This window comes from Sphingomonas ginkgonis (assembly GCF_003970925.1).
GTDB lineage: Bacteria > Pseudomonadota > Alphaproteobacteria > Sphingomonadales > Sphingomonadaceae > Sphingomicrobium > Sphingomicrobium ginkgonis.
This window is the reverse complement of record NZ_RWJF01000001.1, coordinates 2,235,082-2,252,252: the sequence shown is the minus strand read 5'-3', so window position 1 is coordinate 2,252,252 and position 17,171 is coordinate 2,235,082. Positions and strand designations below refer to the sequence as shown.

The window sequence follows — 17,171 nt, the reverse complement described above, 5'->3', positions numbered from 1 at the left end:
CTAAAGCCAACCGGATCAGGCGAGCAGGCTCTCGTTGCCGGTGGACATTATCGCAGTCCATGAGGGAAGTTAACCTCCTTCTGAGGACGTCCTTCGCCGCCTGCTTGGCTGGAGACGTCTGGGGTCAGTGGCAGAGTGATCGTGCAAAGCAGTCCGCCACGCCGAAATTCGATGGAGGTGTCGGCGTCGAGTTCGTAGGCGAGCGTGCTCTCCAGAAGGTCGGTGCCGAACCCGCGGTGGCTCGGCGAAGGCAGCGGTGGGCCGGGCCGATCCTCGTCCCAGATGATGATGAGCCGATCCTGACCGCCATGTCCCGCCTGGACGCGCCAGGATACCCTGACCATGCCTTGGGGAACGCTTAGCGCGCCATGCTCAACCGCATTACTCGCCAGTTCGTGAAACGCCAGCGCCAGCGTCTCGGCGGCTTTCGACTGCAGCCGGATCGCCGGGCCTTGAACGAGGCTGTGTTCGCCGTCCCAAGCGACATGCGCCATCAACTCGTCGATGACGATCGTCTGTAAATCTAGCCCTCGGGTCGGGTCGCTGGTGACGGCCGACTGGATGCGCGAAAACGTATTCAAACGACCGTCGAGATGCATGCTGAGCTGTTCCACGCTGTCGCTGGTCTCGGCTGTTCGCCGCGCGATCGAGCGGATCACCGCCAGGCTGTTGCGCACCCGATGCTGCAGCTCGCCAAGCAGGATTTGCTGTTGTTTCTGAAGCTGGCGCAGATCATCGACATCGGTCGAGGTGCCGAGCCATTCGACCACCTCCCCGGCCTCGTTGCGCACCGGCGTCGCGCGGGTTGCGAACCAGCGATAGCGCCCGTCCGCGATCATCCGCAGGCGGTACTCTACATTGAAGCTCCCGATTGAAATCGCGCGATCCCAGGCAGCACGCGCTATCTCACGATCGTCCGGATGTACCATGTCAAGCCAGCCCCAGCCGTGGCTGTCCTGCTCGGCCTGGCCGGTGAATTCGATCCATTGCGGGCTGGCCCAACTCCAGCGGCCACGATCGACGGCGCGCCAGACGAGCTGCGGGATGCCTTCGAGCAGCATGCGGAAACGCTGCTCACCCTCGCGTAACGTCGCCTCCGCCTCCTTGCGCGCGGTGACGTCTCTTGCAGCCCCGAACCACTCCTTGATCTCGCCGGCCGCGTCCAGAATCGGCACCGCGCGCGAGACCGTCCATCCCCAACTGCCATCTGCCCGCCTGACACGGTGCTCAAGCTCGAACATTCTCTTGGATCGGATCGCCTCGTCGATTGCCGCGCGGACACGCGGTTGATCGTCCGGGTGGATATAGTCGATCGACCACCGGTCGGTGGTCCCCCCCGTGCTGGCGAGGAAGTCTTGGCCGACCAGTTCATGCATCTCGCTCCAATCAGCGCTCATGCGGTAACGGACATCCGTCGAGGCACTGAGGTATGCGCTCAGCCGCTCGGCATCGGACATGTCGCCCTCAATCGTTGGCATCGAGATGACTGCCGTCACGCTGGAGGTGCAGATAATTGGGGTTGAAGTGCGCGATTCGTCCCAACGCCGCTCGGTCGGGGATGACCAGTCGCTTGCTGCTCAGCTCGATCACGCCCATGCCTCGCAGCTCCTGAAGGACGCGATTGGCATGCACCGGCGTCATGCCCATCGCCTCCGCGATCTCGGCTTGGGTCAGTGGCAGCTCGCAAGCATTGCCGTTCGTCAGCCCGACCGATTCAAGCCGGTAGAACAACTCCAGCAGGAGATGGGCGATCCGTTCGATCGCGCTGCGCTGGCCGATATCGGTGGTCCATTCGCGCTGGACAGCGGCCGTAACGAGGGTGTCCCACCACAGGGCCTGCATGACGCGATGCCGCCCGTCGATCGCCCGATCGAAGTCCTCGAGCGTGATCTCGGCGTGCTTTACCGGGGTGATAGTGCCGATTGAATGGTCCATCTCGCGCAGAATATAGACGTGGAGGTCACAGAGGTCGCCCGGTACCAGGAAGGCGAGGATCTGGCGGCGTCCGTCCGCCAACATTTTGTAGCGGCACGCCCACCCCTCCAGGATGGGGTTAACGTGATCCGGCTTGTCGCCCTCGTGGATCATGTCCTCGCGATGGCGACGACGCCGGATACGTTGGCTCGCCAGCCTGTCGAGCGCTTCGCGATCGTCCGCCGACAGCTTGGTGAACCGTTCCAGCTTGCGGAGCAGCGGGTTTTCCATCCGATCTCCCTTTGTCTCTGAAGATTTACTGAACAGCGGAGCCAATCGGCTCAATCTATGTTATACCTGGCAGAGGCGCGTGACGGTTACCAAGGACAGGCACTTTGGCCTGTGCGCGGCAAGGACGGACCTCGATGAATGACACGCAAGCGGGCAAGCTGACCGGCCGACGGGTTCTCGTTGTCGAGGACGAGTTTTACCTTGCGGATGACCTCAGGAGAGAACTGATTGATCAGGGCGCGAAAGTAGCCGGACCGGTCAATACGGTTGATCGGGCGCGCGCACTCACGAGCCAGCCGATCGACTTAGCTGTGCTCGACGTCAACCTCAGGGGCGAGATGATCTTTCCTCTCGCCGACGAACTGCGCAAACGCGGCGTGCCGTTCGTTTTTACCACCGGCTATGCCCCGGAGATGATCCCGGCCGAATATCACGATGTCGAGCGGTGGGAGAAACCGTTCACCGCGCGCCAAATCGTACAGGCGCTCGCCAAGCTGTAACGCAGTCCCCGCGATCGAAACTGATCCTTGTTGAAGAGATGCGCTGTCAGCTTGCTAACCTCGATCGAGGCATAGCGGCACGGAGGGTACTGTCAGACTAACCAGAATCTGGTTCAAACCAAAGCGCTGAGCTACTTAAGGCTTGCACAAACGGTAGAACTGAACCCGGTAAAAAGCAGAACATCTAGAGAACGTCGCGCAGGTCGTTGCCGCACTAACCAGCTTGGAAAAGCGCGGTGCATGATCTCTGACAATGCCTGGCAGAGATATCGGGCCGCCATATGGCGACGCTGGCCCAGTCGACATTCAAGGAACACGTGGTGCACTGTAAGCGGATCTCGCAGACCCTAATGGCCTGAATCCGCATCCAGCCCGAAATAAGCCCTAGCCAAGCGCGCGCTCATCGAACCGCTTAATGGTAGTAATCTAGGATAACCGAGGAAAATACGAGCGACGTCGCTCGCATTCCGGCCTGATCTATCCAAGCACGGAACCGGAGTTGACGCCGAGCGGATCGGCCGTCTTCACGATTACATTCGTTCGGCGCACTCGCGGATAAACCTTGCACTTGCCTGCGGGTGCGCGACCGGAAGCATGTGACCGCCATCGGTCATTTCCAGCGTGGCACCGGGGATGGCTGCGACCGCACGTTCGCCATCGATCGCGGGGTCCACGACTTGGTCCTCGCGACCGTAAAGCAGCGCGACCGAGAGCTTTAGCGAGCCATAAAGCCTTACAATGGCAATCAGGTCCTCGTTGGCGCTCGCCAGTTCGACGAGCGCGGCATTAACCGAGACCGGGCGGTCACCGAGCGCGCCGCCGCCGCGCGTCGCGAAATCCGCCGGCACCGGATCGGGCGCGAAGATCTTGCCCCAGCGCAGTCCATATGTGGCGCGACTCAAAGGCGTACCGAGCAGGTTGGCGAACAGCGTTCGCCCGATGCGAGCGGCTTTAATCGCGCTTGCTAACGGTGCCGGCATTGACTGCGGAGGCTGGGTCACAGGCGCCAGCAATGCGAGGCCGCTGATTGAATCGGGATGGTGCGTCGCAACCCCGAGCGCGATTGCGCCCGCCAGCGAATGCCCGACGAGGAGTGGCCGCTGCAATTCGAGCTGTTCGATGAGTGCCGCCACGATCGCCGCTTGGCCCAAAATGCCGGGTTGGCTGCCCGTCGATACCGAGTAACCCGATCCCGGCCGATCGACGAGGATGACGCGAAAGTCGGACGCCAGCGCGTCAGCAACGCCGTAGGAGAAGTTCCGCAGCTGTGCGCCCAGTCCGTGGAGGAGGACGATCGGCGTTCCCGTCCCGCGATCTACGTAGTGGAGACGAGCGCCGGCTACATCGAGAAAAGCGCCGTCGACGGGCACCTCCCGCTCGATCCGCTTCGTGGCGATGCGCGTGTAGAGCGCTGCACCACCTAGTGCGGCCACCAGACTACCGCCTATCCAAAGTGCTGTCTCGCGTTTCACATAATCGCTCCAAATCAGGTCTTGTCGGCCAAGAAGCGTCGTAAGGATTTTTTCGTTCCCCAGTTTGGCCTATACGGCCTTTCAAAGTCTTCGGGTTTCAGAACCCCGGTTCAGAATGCCTGCCCCGAGGATGAGCGAACTTGTATCAGCACGACCGCTTTTTTGGGTCGGAAGTCGCCGATGGCAGCTCACCGTCCGAGCTCCCGGTAATCGTCAATGAATGCCCATGGCCCAGTCAGAGCAAATGCACCTTCCGGTAAGGAGGCGCGGGTAGGGGAGCCGCCATGCCTCGCCGCCGTGTCCCTGCCAGCCCGTTCCGCTACTTCAAGACCTCACCGGAAGTGATCCGCCTCGCGGTGATGATGTATGTCCGCTATCCGCTCAGCCTCCGGAACGTCGAGGACCTGCTTTTCGAACGCGGCATCGACATCTGCCATGAGACAGTCCGCTACTGGTGGAACCGCTTCGGTCCGCTGTTCGCGGCTGACATCCGGCGCCAGCGGGTGAGCCGCATGCGGGGCTTTCGCCAGTGGCGCTGGCACCTCGACGAGATGTACGTGAAGGTGAATGGTGAGATGCGCTACCTGTGGCGTGCCGTCGATCATGAAGGCGAGGTGCTCGAGAGCTTTGTCACGAAGGAGCGGGACAAGGGGGCAGCGCTCCGGTTCATGAAGAAGGCGCTGAAGCGCCATGGCTCGCCGGTCGCGATCACCACCGATGGTCTGCGCTCCTACAAGGCCGCCATGAGCGAGCTGGGCAACACCGCCAAGCAGGAGGTTGGCCGGTGGGCCAACAACCGGGTTGAGAACAGCCACCTGACCTTCCGACGACGAGAACGGGCGATGCTCAGGCTTCGGCAGATGAAGAGCTTACAGAAGTTCGCTTCCGTCCATGCCAATCTCCACAACCACTTCAATGCCGAACGTCACCTCGTCAGCCGATCCGACTTCAAGCTCCGCCGCTCGGCCGCCCTGGCCGAGTGGCAGGGGCTTGTGGAGTAGGGCTGACCATCAAAGACCGAGCGGCGCGCTGCAGAGACGCTTTCGCCTTTGTCTGACACCTCCGCTGCAACCAGTTTGTAGTGGTCCGCGAGCCCTCCGACTGGGCACGATCCCGGGGCGTGGTTCCGCGGTGGCTCGCGCGCGAATATGGCGGCTGGCTAAACGAACCGGCTTATCGAGCTGCGCGCAAGCTGGTGCTGGTCGAACCATTCCTCGGCGGCGCCGGCGCCCAGTTGCCTCTGGACTATAAAATCTATGTGTTCGGCGGTCGCGCCGAGGTCGTGCAGCTTCACGCTGAGCGCGGCAAGAAGCATCGCTGGACGCAGTTCGACCGTTACTGGCGACCGCTCAGCGACGACCCGATCGATGCGCCGCCGCCCAAAACCCTAAAGGCCATGTTGGGCGCCGCCGAATTCCTGGCGGGCGATCGGGATTTCCTGCGGGTCGATTTCTACGAGGTCGACGATAAGCTGTGGTTCGGGGAATTCTGCCTCTATCCGGGCTCCGGCCTCGACCCGTTCGCGGGCGACGGGCTCGACGAGTGGCTTGGAAATTCCTGGTCGAGGGCCAAATCAGACTCGCTGGGCCGGAAACTGGCCGATTAAAAGGAACGATGTGATCGTGACGATCGAGGATGCGCTTCGGTCCGCCGGATTCATCGGTGATCGTGCTCGTGATTTGGCTACTGAGCATTTCCACAATTGTCTGCTGGCAAGGGCATCGCGGAGCGCGTTCTCCGATCTAAGGTATGTCTTTCGAAAGTAAGGCGATCCGGCTGACCAAACGAAGTTGCGCTTGCTGATTATTATCGGTTCCGACTACCGAGCATTGTCCAAATGATCATTGATCTGCCGACTCTCACCCGCCGGTCTAAACCGGCGATGAAGATAATTTTCGTCGAAACCGGCAATTTGCACCAATCGCTTGGGATCGACGATGATCAGCTTGCCGCGCTGTAACTCCATGGCCCCGCGCGAGCGTAGCTCCTTCAGCACACGGTTGAGATGCACCGGCGTCATTCCCAGAGAGTCGGCAAGCAGGATCTGCGAGAACGGAAGCGACACCACCATGTCGGTGGTCAGCCCGATATTGCGGCAGCGAATGTACAGCTCGCACATCAAGTGGGCCACCCGCTCAATGCTGGATCGCCGCCCCATGCTGGTGATCCACGCCCGCATCGTGCCCTCGTCAACCAACTGCGCGATGTACATCGCCCGGCCCACTTCAGGATGGCAGCTGAAGATTTCCTCCATCTGATCGCGGCCAACGGTTGCCACCGCCGCCGAGGTGATTGTCTGAATGCTGTGGTCCATCTCTGCCAGTAGCCCGACGTGCAGGTCGCAGCAGTCGCCCGGCATCAGATAAGCGAGAATCTGCCGACCGCCGTCAGGAAGGATTTTGTAACGGCAGGCCCAACCGTCGAGGATCACGAACACCGGACCCGGCCGGTCCCCCTCGCGGATCAGGTCGCGGCGAGCCTGAATGGACCGGGGATGATCGGTCGCTTGGCGCAGCGCCAGGATCGCTTCCGCGCTCAACTCGCTGAAATTGCGCAACTTATCGATAAAGCGATTGTCCATCGGCTCGTCATCACACAGCCCAAGTCGCCTTAATATTGTCGAATGTTATAGTCGATTGTTGATATTATTAATGGTGAGCCGTGACAAGTCTGCTAGTCGCGAGGCATCGTCGGCATATCGCTCAGGCTCCGACGGCTGAGAGACGAGACGCTCTCGCCTGAATCGGAGGCTCAAATCATGGTCGATCCCATCTTGCCCGAGGGAATCGCTTCGCGCGCTCCCGTGCTGGACCCGCGGCTCAGCCCCGATCCGCACGGCCAAGCCGCCATGCTCCTTGTCGAGAGCCTCATTCATGGACTGATCGGCCAGTCGGTGATCAGTGTTGCTCAGGCGATCGAGATCGTCGAAATCGCAGCCGACGTGAAGGAAGAGATCGGCGCCGACCTTGGCGATACGCCCGATGCGCTGCAGAAGTCGTTGAACCTCCTGAACGCCATTCGGTCGAGCTTGGCGGGAGGTCATGTGGAGTGATCGCAAGCGCGATTCCGTCTCGACTGTCTCGCCGGACCAGGGCGGTAGGTTAAGTCGGGACCCGGCGTCTCACGCCGGCGCGGGCATTGTCAGCCGAACTGCGCCATCCGGCAAGAAGGCGAGGATCTGCTGTTGGCTTCGATGGAATAGGTCGGCTTGGCGAAGCGGTGGGTTCGCAATGGCCACAGAGTACAGCCTGTGTGCCCAGGCAGCCGGTTGTCGCCAATCGGGCGCCGTTGACCCTAGCGCCGGTCTGATCGCTCGCCATCGCCTCCGCCGGTTCCGGAGCGAGTAGTGCAAACCGAATCACTTGGTCGAACCGGAAGCGGTTGTTTCCGGCACGGCGAGTTCGGCGACCCTCCCGCTCGCCTTTGCGCGGTTCACCCAACACCGAATTCCAGTCATACGGTCATGGGACGACTGGAACGCTCAATCAGGAAAAATGGCGAGCGCACGACATAGCGAGGCACCGGTTGCGGAGAGAACGATCACTTTTTCAATGCTGGATGGGTCCGGCAGAAGATATTCCCCATTCAGAAGGGTGTAAGTGGATTCGAACACCTGCGGGGCGGTGAGATGCTCAAAGGCCATGGACGCTTGCTCGAGGCCCTCTTCAGCGATGATCGCGCGGTACATGCCATCAGGGAGCGGAGCTGGGTCAGCGAGAAGCTTCAGTCCAAGGTCTGGAAGACGTTGAAGCAAACGCGCCTCGATAGGGATGAACTGCGAAAGGAGTTCGAGATGGCGGCGATCGAGCGCGTCCTGATCCCCCGTCGCTGCCTTGGCTAACAGTCGCGCGAACAGCACCTGTATCTCCGGCTCAGCATGCTTCGTGGCTTCTTCAAACCAGGACAACGCGTAACGTTCGGGGATGCTCGATCGATCTAGCCTCAATCCAAGTTTGCCGACTTCCTCATGGACCTTCATTTGAAGCGCCGCTGCATTTTTGAGACGATAAGCGGCGACACGCTCGCCGATCACCGCAGCCCAAGCTTCGCTAAGCGTCGTGTCAATCGGCCGTCGCCGGCTCGATCATGGTGGTTACGTCGATGCCCACGCGCTTCTCGCTTCCCGTTTCAACCTCACGCGATTCCATGAATCGCCGATGCCACGCATGGGCCTGTTTTTCGTCGCGACGCGCAACCTAGGTTATCAGCTGTGTGAACCCGCTGCGGTCGGACAGGCTTGTCTGACCAAATGACCTGTCAGCTCGATGGGCTCGTCTTCAGCGTCAGGTCCTACCGAGAGCGGCGATCGCCAACCCCTCAACTCTTCAAGCCGCAACGTCCACGGCCGTATTCGGTCGTGCCGGCCGGTCGAGGCTGTGGGTCTTGCCCGCCCTGCGCCTGAGGCCGTCCGGCTCGCAGACCTTGATCCAGTCATAGCCGACGTCCAGCAGGCCTTCGGTCTGGAAAAGGCTGATGACCTTGTTGACCTCGACGGAGCTTCTGCCGAGCGCCCGATTGATCACTCTCTGCCCGATCGGAAGATGAAACTGGCCCTCCGCGCAGGCGCCCGACGACCCTGCTCGAACGTAGAATTCGTAGAGCATGTGCGCCACGGCCCGGGCGGTGTCGCCGCCGGTCAGGCGCGTGAGATGGTCGAGGAGGAAGAGACGATAATATCGTCCGCTCTGCCGAATGAGCGCCGTGGTTCTGGCCGTGCTTCCGTCTTCGCACTGGAGGAGCGGGGACGCGTCAGCGGTTCGAAGCGCGGTCAGCGCGATGAGGTCACAGCATTCGAGTTCGAACAGCCCCGGGATGATGAAGTCGCCGGGCATCAGAAACAGGAAGATCAACCGCTTGGGCTCTGTCAAAGCAAATGCACCCTCCGGTAAGGAGGCGAGGGTAGGGAGGCGCATGCCTCGCCGCCGTGTCCCTGCCAGCCCGTTCCGCTACTTCAAGACCTCACCGGAAGTGATCCGCCTCGCGGTGATGATGTATGTCCGCTATCCGCTCAGCCTCCGGAACGTCGAGGACCTGCTTTTCGAACGCGGCATCGACATCTGCCATGAGACAGTCCGCTACTGGTGGAACCGCTTCGGTCCGCTGTTCGCGGCTGACATCTGGCGCCAGCGGGTGAGCCGCATGCGGGGCTTTCGCCAGTGGCGCTGGCACCTCGACGAGATGTACGTGAAGGTGAATGGTGAGATGCGCTACCTGTGGCGTGCCGTCGATCATGAAGGCGAGGTGCTCGAGAGCTTCGTCACGAAGGAGCGGGACAAGGCGGCGGCACTCCGCTTCATGAAGAAGGCGCTGAAGCGCCATGGCTCGCCGGACGCGATCACCACCGACGGACTGCGCTCCTACAAGGCCGCCATGATCGAGCTGGGCAACACGGGAAAGCAGGAGGTTGGCCGGTGGGCCAACAACCGGGTCGAGAACAGCCACCTAGCATTCCGACGACGAGAACGGGCGATGCTCCGATTTCGGCAGATGAAGAGCTTACAGAAGTTCGCTTCCGTCCACGCCAACCTTCACAACCACTTCAACACCGAACGTCACCTCGTCAGCCGATCAGATTTCAAGCTCCGCCGCTCGGCCGCCCTGGCCGAGTGGCAGGGGCTTGTGGGGTAGGGCTGGCCATCAAAGACCCAGCTACGCGCAGCAGAGACGCTTTCGCTTTTGTCTGACACCTCCGTCGGAAGAGCAGATTGGCTGACGGTGTTGGTGGTTCGGCCGACATGCTTCCGGACGCTGAACAATCGAACAAAAGCCGCCTCCCAAAGAAAAATGCGGCCCCATTTCAAGTTGGATTCCTGGCCGACAAATCTTCGGTTAATGGCGAAACCGGGAGCCGTCATCAACTTGGGGTTGGTGCGCGGGGTAGTGTCAGGCCAACGAGCTTTTTGCTCGAGGGCCCTTTAAACGCCAATTTGCGCTCTGCTGCCGCGTGCCCACAAGAGGACCGAACCGGGAGCAAAGCGGGGTTGGTGGTCGTCATGGCGGCCTACTAACCAGACAGCAGAGTGGCCGTGCATTATCTCTGACCGTACCCAGATGTTTGCCGAGGAAAATTACGTGGCAGCGAGTTCCAGAGTCGGGTCGTGAGCGGGGGATTGTGCAGTGCAGCAAAAGCCCTATCTAAAGCGCTCGCCGGCGTCATGTCGGAGGAGTTCAATTACCATGGGCGGCCTTCAGGAAACCATCGCAAGGCTGACAACGCAGAAGCTGCGCTACGCAGCCTTCCCGTCCCCGGCGGGCAGCGATCGACTTAGCGAACTCTTCAATTTTGGATCCAACCCGGGTCAACTGAAAGCGAAGATATATATGCCGCCGTTGCTCCGGTCTAGCGCTCCGCTGGTTGTTGTCCTCCACGGCTGCACGCAATCGGCGGCCAGCTACGACATCGGCTCTGGCTGGTCGCGCCTCGCTGAGGAGCAGGGCTTCGCAGTGCTCTTTCCCGAGCAGCAACGATCCAACAATCCAAACCTCTGCTTCAACTGGTTTTCGCCAACGGATACCTCGCGCGAGAGAGGGGAGGCGCTGTCGATCCGGCAGATGATCGGCGCGATTCAGCAGCGCCATTCGACCGATCCAAGCCAAACCTTCGTTACTGGGCTTTCGGCCGGCGCCGCCATGTCGGCAGCCATGCTCGCCACCTATCCTGACGTCTTTGCCGGTGGGGCGGTCATCGCCGGACTTCCCTTCGGAACTGCACGCTCGGTGCCAGAGGCATTCGATCAGATGCGGGCACATGTCTGCGATCACGCGGACGGGCTTGCCGCGCTGGTTCGTGCTGCGTCTACCCACCGCGGCCCTTGGCCGACGCTGTCAGTCTGGCACGGCAGCGGGGACAAGGTCGTCGATCCGAGCAACGCTTCGGCCCTGATCGACCAATGGGGGCGATTGCACGGCACCGAGCCTGCTCCTTCCCGAATCGACGAGGTTCACGGATATCCGCATCGAGTATGGTCTGCCCCCGATGGTCGCGAGGTCATTGAGGAATATGTCATCACCGGCATGGGGCATGGAACGCCGCTTAGCGCGGAGGGCGGCCTAAGCTACGAGGTCCCCGGACCGTACATGTTGGAAGCCGGCATCTCGTCGACCCGCTTGATCGCGTCGTTTTGGGGGATCAACGATCAGGCCGAGCACTCGCCGTTGACGAGGCTTGTAGAATTGGCGCCGGAACCGGTGCAGCGCCTGGCGCGGGTTGACCCTCCGCTGGCCGTCAGGGCGGCAACACGGCCGTCGAGAGTCTCCAATGTACAAGCAACGATCGAGCGAGCCCTTCGCTCGGCCGGTCTCATGCATTGAACAACGCCCGAACAATGGATGAACCATCATGAGCCACAAAACATCGACGTCAGTCGGAATTGTTTAACGAGCCTACGAGCTTGCCCCGGAGTGCGCCGACCTCGGCCAAATACGTGCCCGCCTACCCGTGACGGCTACACGCTGGTCGATGAGCATCTGAGCGGACCGAGCATCCGCGCATCCCTGCGTAAGCTTATCGCCGGCTGAGCTTCGGCGCGTTGCAGCCGCGCCTGTTCCCCTGCCAAGGGTCATGCGCCTTCAACGCCTGCTGCGTCGCTGCCCCAATGTTGCTCTCCAACATGGGATAAATAGAAATTCTTCCCTTCTGATGTACGAATGGAACACTAGCCTGTATTTAAAATCAAGGGCGATTCTTCCTTAAAACCTCAAGTCAAGAACACAATAGCTCGCTCGACGATTTGTTGGAACGGATCGTACGTCCGATCTGTTGAAAGATAAATATTTGGAACGAGTTACGAACTTCAGATGACGATTGAACCAAGTGGGCCTCACATTGCGATCGTTGATGAGGTTTTGTCGCTCGGTCGTCGAATCGTCGATGGTCGGCAGGTGCGGGTACGGACGATTGTCGAGGAGAAGCCCGAGGTGCTTCACGGTACCCTGACCGAAGGCATGATTGGAATCGAGCGTGTCGCGGTCGGAGCCTTCGTCGGAGAAGCGCCCCAGCAGCGCCAAGAAGGCGAGGTCACCATCACTCCCCTCATCGGCGAGCTGTCGCCGACCACCTGCACCGCGATCGAGCAGGCCTATGCTGCGGTTCGCTCGGGGCACGACTAGATGCGCGACCTTAAGCAGAATCTTCACGGCTCCAACTGATCCGCTCCGGGCGGTGTTGGCCGCCCGGCCTCACGAGGCGACACATTATGAAACGCTCTCTCTTCGCCGCGACCGCGGTGCTATCGCTCGCCGCCTGCAACGGCCCCGCCGAGAAGGCGGGCAAGGAGCGCGACCAAGCCGCCGCCGCCGCATCGGGCCAGCCTTACAAGAGCGAGGGGCCGAACCAGAAGCTGGGCGAAGCGCAGGACCGCGTCAACAAGGCCGCGACCGACGTACGCGATGCGCAGGCCGATGAGCTGAAGCAGCAGGGCAAGGCGATCCGCGGGGAAGCCGACGGCCGTGCCGACAAGCTCGAAGCGGAGGCCAAGCAGATCCGTGCCAGGGCGGACAAGCGCGCCAACGTCTTCGACGATCGCGTTAAGGCGGTCCGCCAATGACCGCCGCCGCCACCGTATTACCCGAAGACGGCGGGGCCGCGCCCCGTGCCGGGCGCGGTCGCAGCGCGCGCCAGTTCTGGGAGATTCCCAAGACCGGATGGCGCGACATCGCGGTCCGCACCTGGCAGGAGACGAACGAGGACAATATCAGCCTGCTCGCCGCGGGCGTCGCCTTCTACAGCTTTCTCGCCTTCGTGCCGATGCTGGCAGCGATCGTCCTTATCTACGGGATCGTCGCGGCACCCGCTGACGTCGCGAGCCGCCTCGAGACGCTGACGCGAATCCTGCCGACCGACGCCGCCAAGATCGTCGCCGACCAGATGAAGAGCATGACCGAGACCCCGGTCACGCGCACCACAATCGGCCTCGTCATCGCCATCCTGCTCGCGATTTACGGCGCGATGCGCGGCGCGACGTCGGTAATCGGCGCGCTCAACGTCACGTACGACGAGCGCGAGACGCGCAACTTTCTACGCACCACCGGCCTCTCGTTTGCCTTCACGATCGGCGCGGTGCTGGTCGCAATCGTCGCCATGCTTGCGATCAGCGCTATGAGCCTGATCGGCACGGTGATCCATCTGCCCGCCTTCGCCGCACCGCTCGTTACTGGCGGCCTTTGGATCGGCACCGCGCTGGTTGCCAGCGGATTAGTCGCGGTTATCTACCGCTACGGCCCCGATCGGCAGGATGCCCGTTGGACATGGCTGACCCCTGGTGCCGTCTTCGCGAGCGTCGTCGCGCTGCTCGCAACCTTCCTGTTCGGGCTCTACGTCAGCCACTTCGCGGGCTACAACGCGACATACGGCGCGCTTGGCGCGGTCGTGTCGTTCCTGATGTGGCTGTACGTCACCGCTTTCGTAGTGCTGCTCGGCGCCGAACTCAACGCCGAGATTGAGCGCCAGACTGCCAAGGACACCACCACCGGGCCGGACACGCCGATGGGCAAACGCGGCGCCAGCATGGCGGACACGACCGCCACGGGCGCCGATACGCCGCCGAGGATCGATAAGCCCAATGACGCCCAAGGGACGAATGGCAGACGGGCGCCGTGCAAATCCTCGCTCGCAGCGTCGGTCACCGCTGGTATCGCCGCGTCACGAATCAGCCGCCACGTCGGTGACGTGCCCGTCGGGGTGGTGCCGATGACCCTTATCGCTACCGGGCTCACGCTCATCGGTCAGCGCGGCTCGGCGACACGAGGATTGCTATGTCTCGCTGGCGGTGGTCTGCTGACTTGGCGCGCCCACGTCCGTGCCGCTGATACGGAATTCACGACGAAAGCGCTTCTCCGATGAGCAATCTCGACAGCGTTGCCGGCTACAAGGATGTCGTCACCGGCAGCCGTGAGGCCCCTGTTGACTCCCCCGGCGCCGCGCAGGTCAGGCCCGCCTCCGCCCCCGAGCTGAAGACTCTCGCAGCGGTTGCCGTCTGCACGCTCGTCATCGCCGCGCTCTATTTTGGCCAAGAGGTGCTAATCCCGATCACGCTCGCGGTAATGCTGTCGTTCGTGCTGTCACCGGTCGTCAACTTCCTGCAGCGGCTCCGCCTTTGGCGCGCGCCAGCGGTCATTGTCACCGTGCTCGCCGCACTCGGGGTGCTTGGGCTGATCGGAACCCTGATCGGTAGTCAAGCCGCCTCGCTAACCGTCAACGCGCCGCAATACGCGCAGACGATCGAGGCCAAGGTGCAGGGCGTCCAGGGGTTCGCGGTCGCGCGACTCGCCTCCATCACCAAGCAGCTCGGCAGCGGCAAGCCCGCTCCTGGCGCCGCGCCGACGCCGGCAACCGGCACGGGCCTCGACGTGCAACGATCGTCGGCGTCGGGCGCCCGCAAGCCCGTGCCCGTCCAGGTGGTCTCCGACGGCGCCTCACCCTTCACGATCGCGAAGGTGGTGCTGGCGCCGATCCTCGGGCCCCTCGAGACCACAATCATCGTCCTCATCGTCGCAATTTTCGTGCTTATGCAGAAGGAGGACCTGCGCGACCGCTGCATCCGCGTGTTCGGCTCGACCGACCTCCACCGCACCACTCGCGCGATGGATGACGCCGGCCAGCGGCTGAGCAAATACTTCCTCTCGCAGCTCGCGGTGAACACCAGCTTTGGCATCGTCATCGGGCTTGGCCTTTGGGCGATCGGCATCCCGTCGCCCGCCATGTGGGGGATTATGGCCGGCCTGCTGCGCTTCGTGCCTTATATCGGCTCGTTTCTCGCTGCCGTCGCACCCGCCGCCCTCGGCGCCGCGGTCGACCCTGGCTGGATCATGGCCATCGAGGTAATCGCGCTGTTTGTCGTCGTCGAACCGCTCACCGGCTACGTCGTCGAGCCGATGCTCTACGGTCACTCCACCGGGCTTTCGCCGGCGTCCGTCATCGTGTCCGCCATTTTCTGGTCGTGGTTGTGGGGGCCGGTCGGACTCATCATGTCGACTCCGCTTACGCTCTGCCTCGTCGTGATGGGCCGCCACGTGAAGAGCCTGGAATTCTTCGACGTCCTGCTCGGCGACCGACCGGCGCTGACGCCGGTCGAGAGCTTCTACCAGCGCATCCTCGCCAACAATCCTGACGAGGCTCTAGCGCAGGCCGAGACGCTACTTACCGATCGCTCTCTCACCGACTATTATGACGGCGTGGTGCTGGAAGGCCTCAAGCTCGCCGTCGAGGACCAGGCGCGCGGCACAATCGATCAGGACGGCGCGGTGCGCATGACCCGCTCGATGCTTTCGGTCATCGCCGATCTGCGCCCTTCCGCGAGCGCGACTGAGCCGATCGCATCGAGCGTCAACGCGATCTGCGTTGCCGGTCACGGGTCCTTCGACGATGTGGTCACCGCCATGCTCGCGCAATTGCTCCGGCAGAAGGGCGTCGAGGCACGCCGCGTCCCAAATGCGTCCGTCTCGCGCGAGACTATCGCAACTCTCGACGTGACGGGCATCGACGTCATCGCGGTTTCCTATCTGGAGGTGATTGGCTCTCCGGCCCAGCTTCGCTACTTGGTACGCCGCCTGCGCGAACGCGCACCGGCTGCGCGCATTATAGTTGGGCTTTGGCCGCAGGGCGAAGCCGCGCTGAGCGATGCCGCTATCCAGCGCACGCTTGGCGCGGACCGCTATGTCGGCTCACTCGCTGACGCCGTGACCCAGATCGCCGCCAGTCCGAACACCGCGGCTGAAGCCACCTGACGGCATTGTTCGACCGAATGCACCAATGTGGTAAGTAGGTGAGGGTAGGGGAGGCGCCATGCCCCCGTTTGTCGCGCTTTACACAAGTAGACCTCCGGACACCGGAAGCACTAGAGTGACCGTGAAAGTCTACTGGTGGGTCTCTCCGGCATCAGCCAGCCCCAATGAACGATCGTCCGGTCATGGGCGCTAGAAAGCAAGGCCTCAGCGTCCGGGAATGGGTTTTTGCGGCCGCCACCGACCGCAATGAACGAACGTCCGCTTACGGGCAGCGTTGATCAAAGCGTGGGCGTCCGCCAGTGGGTCTTTCCGGCCGCAAGGCACCTCGATGAACGATGGTCCGCTTACGGTCGCCAAGCATGCAGCCCTGAGCGTCTGAGAATGGGTCTTCTGCGCCATGCGCGGGTTCTCGGGTTGAGCCAAGCCGACCTTCGCTCAGGCTGAAGGCTAGTGCAGGCTGACGACCTTTTCGCCAGCCCGTGCCGTCTCTTGGTCACAACGAGCAAATCAAAAGGTCCATTCTGCAAACCGAGCGCGAGTGCAGAGTCACCGCGCCCGACTGTAGGGAGTGGTCATGACCGGCCAAACAGAAGGCGCTGACGCGCTCACCGTAACAATCGCCGCCGGAACTGTGCGGGGCCATATGCACGCCGGCATCCGCCGCTTTCTCGGGCTCCCATACGCGGCGCCGCCGGTCGGTGAGCGGCGTTTCCAGCCTCCCCAGCCGGCCGCGCCGTGGACCGAAGTCCGCGAGGCCGCCGACGCTGGTCCCTGCGCACCTCACAAGATTCGACCTTTTTCGCGACTTGATGTCGCCGCTCTAGTTGGCCACGGCGGGCTCGACGGGACCGACTATCTGCGGCTCAACATCTGGGCGCCCCTGGAAGCCGACAAACGGCCTGTAATAGTTTGGATGGTACTGTCAGACTAACCAGAATCTGGTTCAAAGCCCCGCGCTACGCTACTCAAGGCAGCTTGCGATGCCGGAACTGAACCGGTCGGAAAGCAGAACATCTGACGAACCTCGAACTTGAAGATGCCGCACTAACCAGGTGGGAAAACCGCGGTGCATTATCTCTGACAGTACCGTCAGCGGGCATCGTCCGGGTATTTGCACTCTCCAGCTAAGAGGCGGGGTAGGGCAGACGGATATCCCGCCGCCACCCCCGCAAGTCCCTTCCGCTCAATCAAGCGCTTACCCAAGGTGATCCGCCTGGCAGCTCGGGTGTATAGCTCTGCACCCTAGCTGATTGGCGGCCGCCAGTCGACC

At 62.1% G+C, this 17,171-nt stretch carries 18 protein-coding genes; 12 read left to right on the top strand and 6 right to left on the bottom strand.

Translation table 11 applies throughout. From position 1 onward, the window contains the following. Nucleotides 1-47: 47 nt before the first annotated feature. Entirely contained in the window at nt 48-1,457 is a 1,410-nt protein-coding gene (locus tag HMF7854_RS10990) for a sensor histidine kinase (RefSeq protein ID WP_185829255.1), read from the bottom strand. A 7-nt stretch (nt 1,458-1,464) separates the two neighbouring features. Then, nucleotides 1,465-2,205, bottom strand: a complete 741-nt coding sequence (locus HMF7854_RS10985; RefSeq protein WP_126719129.1) for a Crp/Fnr family transcriptional regulator — start codon at nt 2,203-2,205, stop codon at nt 1,465-1,467. Nucleotides 2,206-2,339: 134 nt separating this feature from the next. Here HMF7854_RS10985 and HMF7854_RS10980 point away from each other — a divergent pair, with 134 nt between their 5' ends. Then, nucleotides 2,340-2,705: a response regulator gene (locus tag HMF7854_RS10980; protein WP_126719128.1), complete on the top strand. Its 366-nt coding sequence runs from the start codon at nt 2,340-2,342 to the stop codon at nt 2,703-2,705. Between the two features lie 530 nt (nt 2,706-3,235). On the opposite strand, the gene HMF7854_RS10975 is transcribed toward HMF7854_RS10980, so the two are convergent. Beyond that, a complete protein-coding gene (locus tag HMF7854_RS10975) occupies nt 3,236-4,138 on the bottom strand; it encodes an alpha/beta fold hydrolase (RefSeq protein ID WP_239016943.1) in 903 nt (300 codons plus the stop codon). Nucleotides 4,139-4,461: 323 nt separating this feature from the next. On the opposite strand from HMF7854_RS10975, the gene HMF7854_RS10970 reads away from it, so the two are divergent. Then, nucleotides 4,462-5,178, top strand: a complete 717-nt coding sequence (locus HMF7854_RS10970) for an IS6 family transposase (protein WP_126719126.1) — start codon at nt 4,462-4,464, stop codon at nt 5,176-5,178. A gap of 80 nt (nt 5,179-5,258) precedes the next feature. Continuing rightward, nucleotides 5,259-5,783: an ATP-grasp fold amidoligase family protein gene (locus tag HMF7854_RS10965; protein WP_126719125.1), complete on the top strand. Its 525-nt coding sequence runs from the start codon at nt 5,259-5,261 to the stop codon at nt 5,781-5,783. 213 nt (nt 5,784-5,996) lie between these two features. Here HMF7854_RS10965 and HMF7854_RS10960 read toward each other — a convergent pair whose 3' ends face one another. Then, nucleotides 5,997-6,758, bottom strand: coding sequence for a Crp/Fnr family transcriptional regulator (locus HMF7854_RS10960; RefSeq protein WP_126719124.1), 762 nt, complete (start codon nt 6,756-6,758; stop codon nt 5,997-5,999). Between the two features lie 177 nt (nt 6,759-6,935). Here HMF7854_RS10960 and HMF7854_RS10955 point away from each other — a divergent pair, with 177 nt between their 5' ends. Beyond that, nucleotides 6,936-7,229 (top strand): hypothetical protein, encoded by a 294-nt coding sequence (locus HMF7854_RS10955; RefSeq protein ID WP_126719123.1) that lies wholly within the window; start codon nt 6,936-6,938, stop codon nt 7,227-7,229. A gap of 429 nt (nt 7,230-7,658) precedes the next feature. Here HMF7854_RS10955 and HMF7854_RS10950 read toward each other — a convergent pair whose 3' ends face one another. Further along, a complete protein-coding gene (locus HMF7854_RS10950) occupies nt 7,659-8,210 on the bottom strand; it encodes an Abi-alpha family protein (RefSeq protein WP_126719122.1) in 552 nt (183 codons plus the stop codon). Between the two features lie 25 nt (nt 8,211-8,235). Between HMF7854_RS10950 and HMF7854_RS15815 the strand changes: the two genes are divergently transcribed. Next, nucleotides 8,236-8,430 (top strand): hypothetical protein, encoded by a 195-nt coding sequence (locus tag HMF7854_RS15815; protein ID WP_126719121.1) that lies wholly within the window; start codon nt 8,236-8,238, stop codon nt 8,428-8,430. 72 nt (nt 8,431-8,502) lie between these two features. Here HMF7854_RS15815 and HMF7854_RS10940 read toward each other — a convergent pair whose 3' ends face one another. After that, nucleotides 8,503-9,090, bottom strand: a complete 588-nt coding sequence (locus tag HMF7854_RS10940) for a helix-turn-helix domain-containing protein (protein ID WP_126719120.1) — start codon at nt 9,088-9,090, stop codon at nt 8,503-8,505. Here HMF7854_RS10940 and HMF7854_RS10935 point away from each other — a divergent pair. From HMF7854_RS10935 to HMF7854_RS16275, 7 genes are all read left to right on the top strand, one after another. Further along, nucleotides 9,089-9,805: an IS6 family transposase gene (locus HMF7854_RS10935; protein WP_126719119.1), complete on the top strand. Its 717-nt coding sequence runs from the start codon at nt 9,089-9,091 to the stop codon at nt 9,803-9,805. The genes HMF7854_RS10940 and HMF7854_RS10935 overlap by 2 nt on opposite strands. Nucleotides 9,806-10,354: 549 nt before the next feature. Beyond that, nucleotides 10,355-11,488 carry an extracellular catalytic domain type 1 short-chain-length polyhydroxyalkanoate depolymerase gene (locus HMF7854_RS10930; RefSeq protein ID WP_126719118.1) on the top strand — a complete coding sequence of 378 codons (1,134 nt, stop codon included), beginning with the start codon at nt 10,355-10,357 and terminating at the stop codon, nt 11,486-11,488. 486 nt (nt 11,489-11,974) lie between these two features. Next, nucleotides 11,975-12,286 (top strand): Rossmann-fold NAD(P)-binding domain-containing protein, encoded by a 312-nt coding sequence (locus HMF7854_RS10925; RefSeq protein ID WP_126719117.1) that lies wholly within the window; start codon nt 11,975-11,977, stop codon nt 12,284-12,286. Between the two features lie 86 nt (nt 12,287-12,372). After that, nucleotides 12,373-12,723 carry a membrane lipoprotein lipid attachment site-containing protein gene (locus HMF7854_RS10920; RefSeq protein WP_126719116.1) on the top strand — a complete coding sequence of 117 codons (351 nt, stop codon included), beginning with the start codon at nt 12,373-12,375 and terminating at the stop codon, nt 12,721-12,723. Further along, a complete protein-coding gene (locus HMF7854_RS10915; protein ID WP_126719115.1) occupies nt 12,720-14,018 on the top strand; it encodes a YihY/virulence factor BrkB family protein in 1,299 nt (432 codons plus the stop codon). Before HMF7854_RS10920 ends, HMF7854_RS10915 begins: the two co-directional genes overlap by 4 nt. Continuing rightward, nucleotides 14,015-15,901 (top strand): AI-2E family transporter, encoded by a 1,887-nt coding sequence (locus HMF7854_RS10910; RefSeq protein WP_126719114.1) that lies wholly within the window; start codon nt 14,015-14,017, stop codon nt 15,899-15,901. The genes HMF7854_RS10915 and HMF7854_RS10910 overlap by 4 nt, the downstream gene beginning before the upstream one ends. Nucleotides 15,902-16,475: 574 nt before the next feature. Continuing rightward, a complete protein-coding gene (locus HMF7854_RS16275) occupies nt 16,476-16,832 on the top strand; it encodes a carboxylesterase family protein (RefSeq protein ID WP_126719113.1) in 357 nt (118 codons plus the stop codon). The last annotated feature ends 339 nt before the right edge of the window (nt 16,833-17,171 follow it).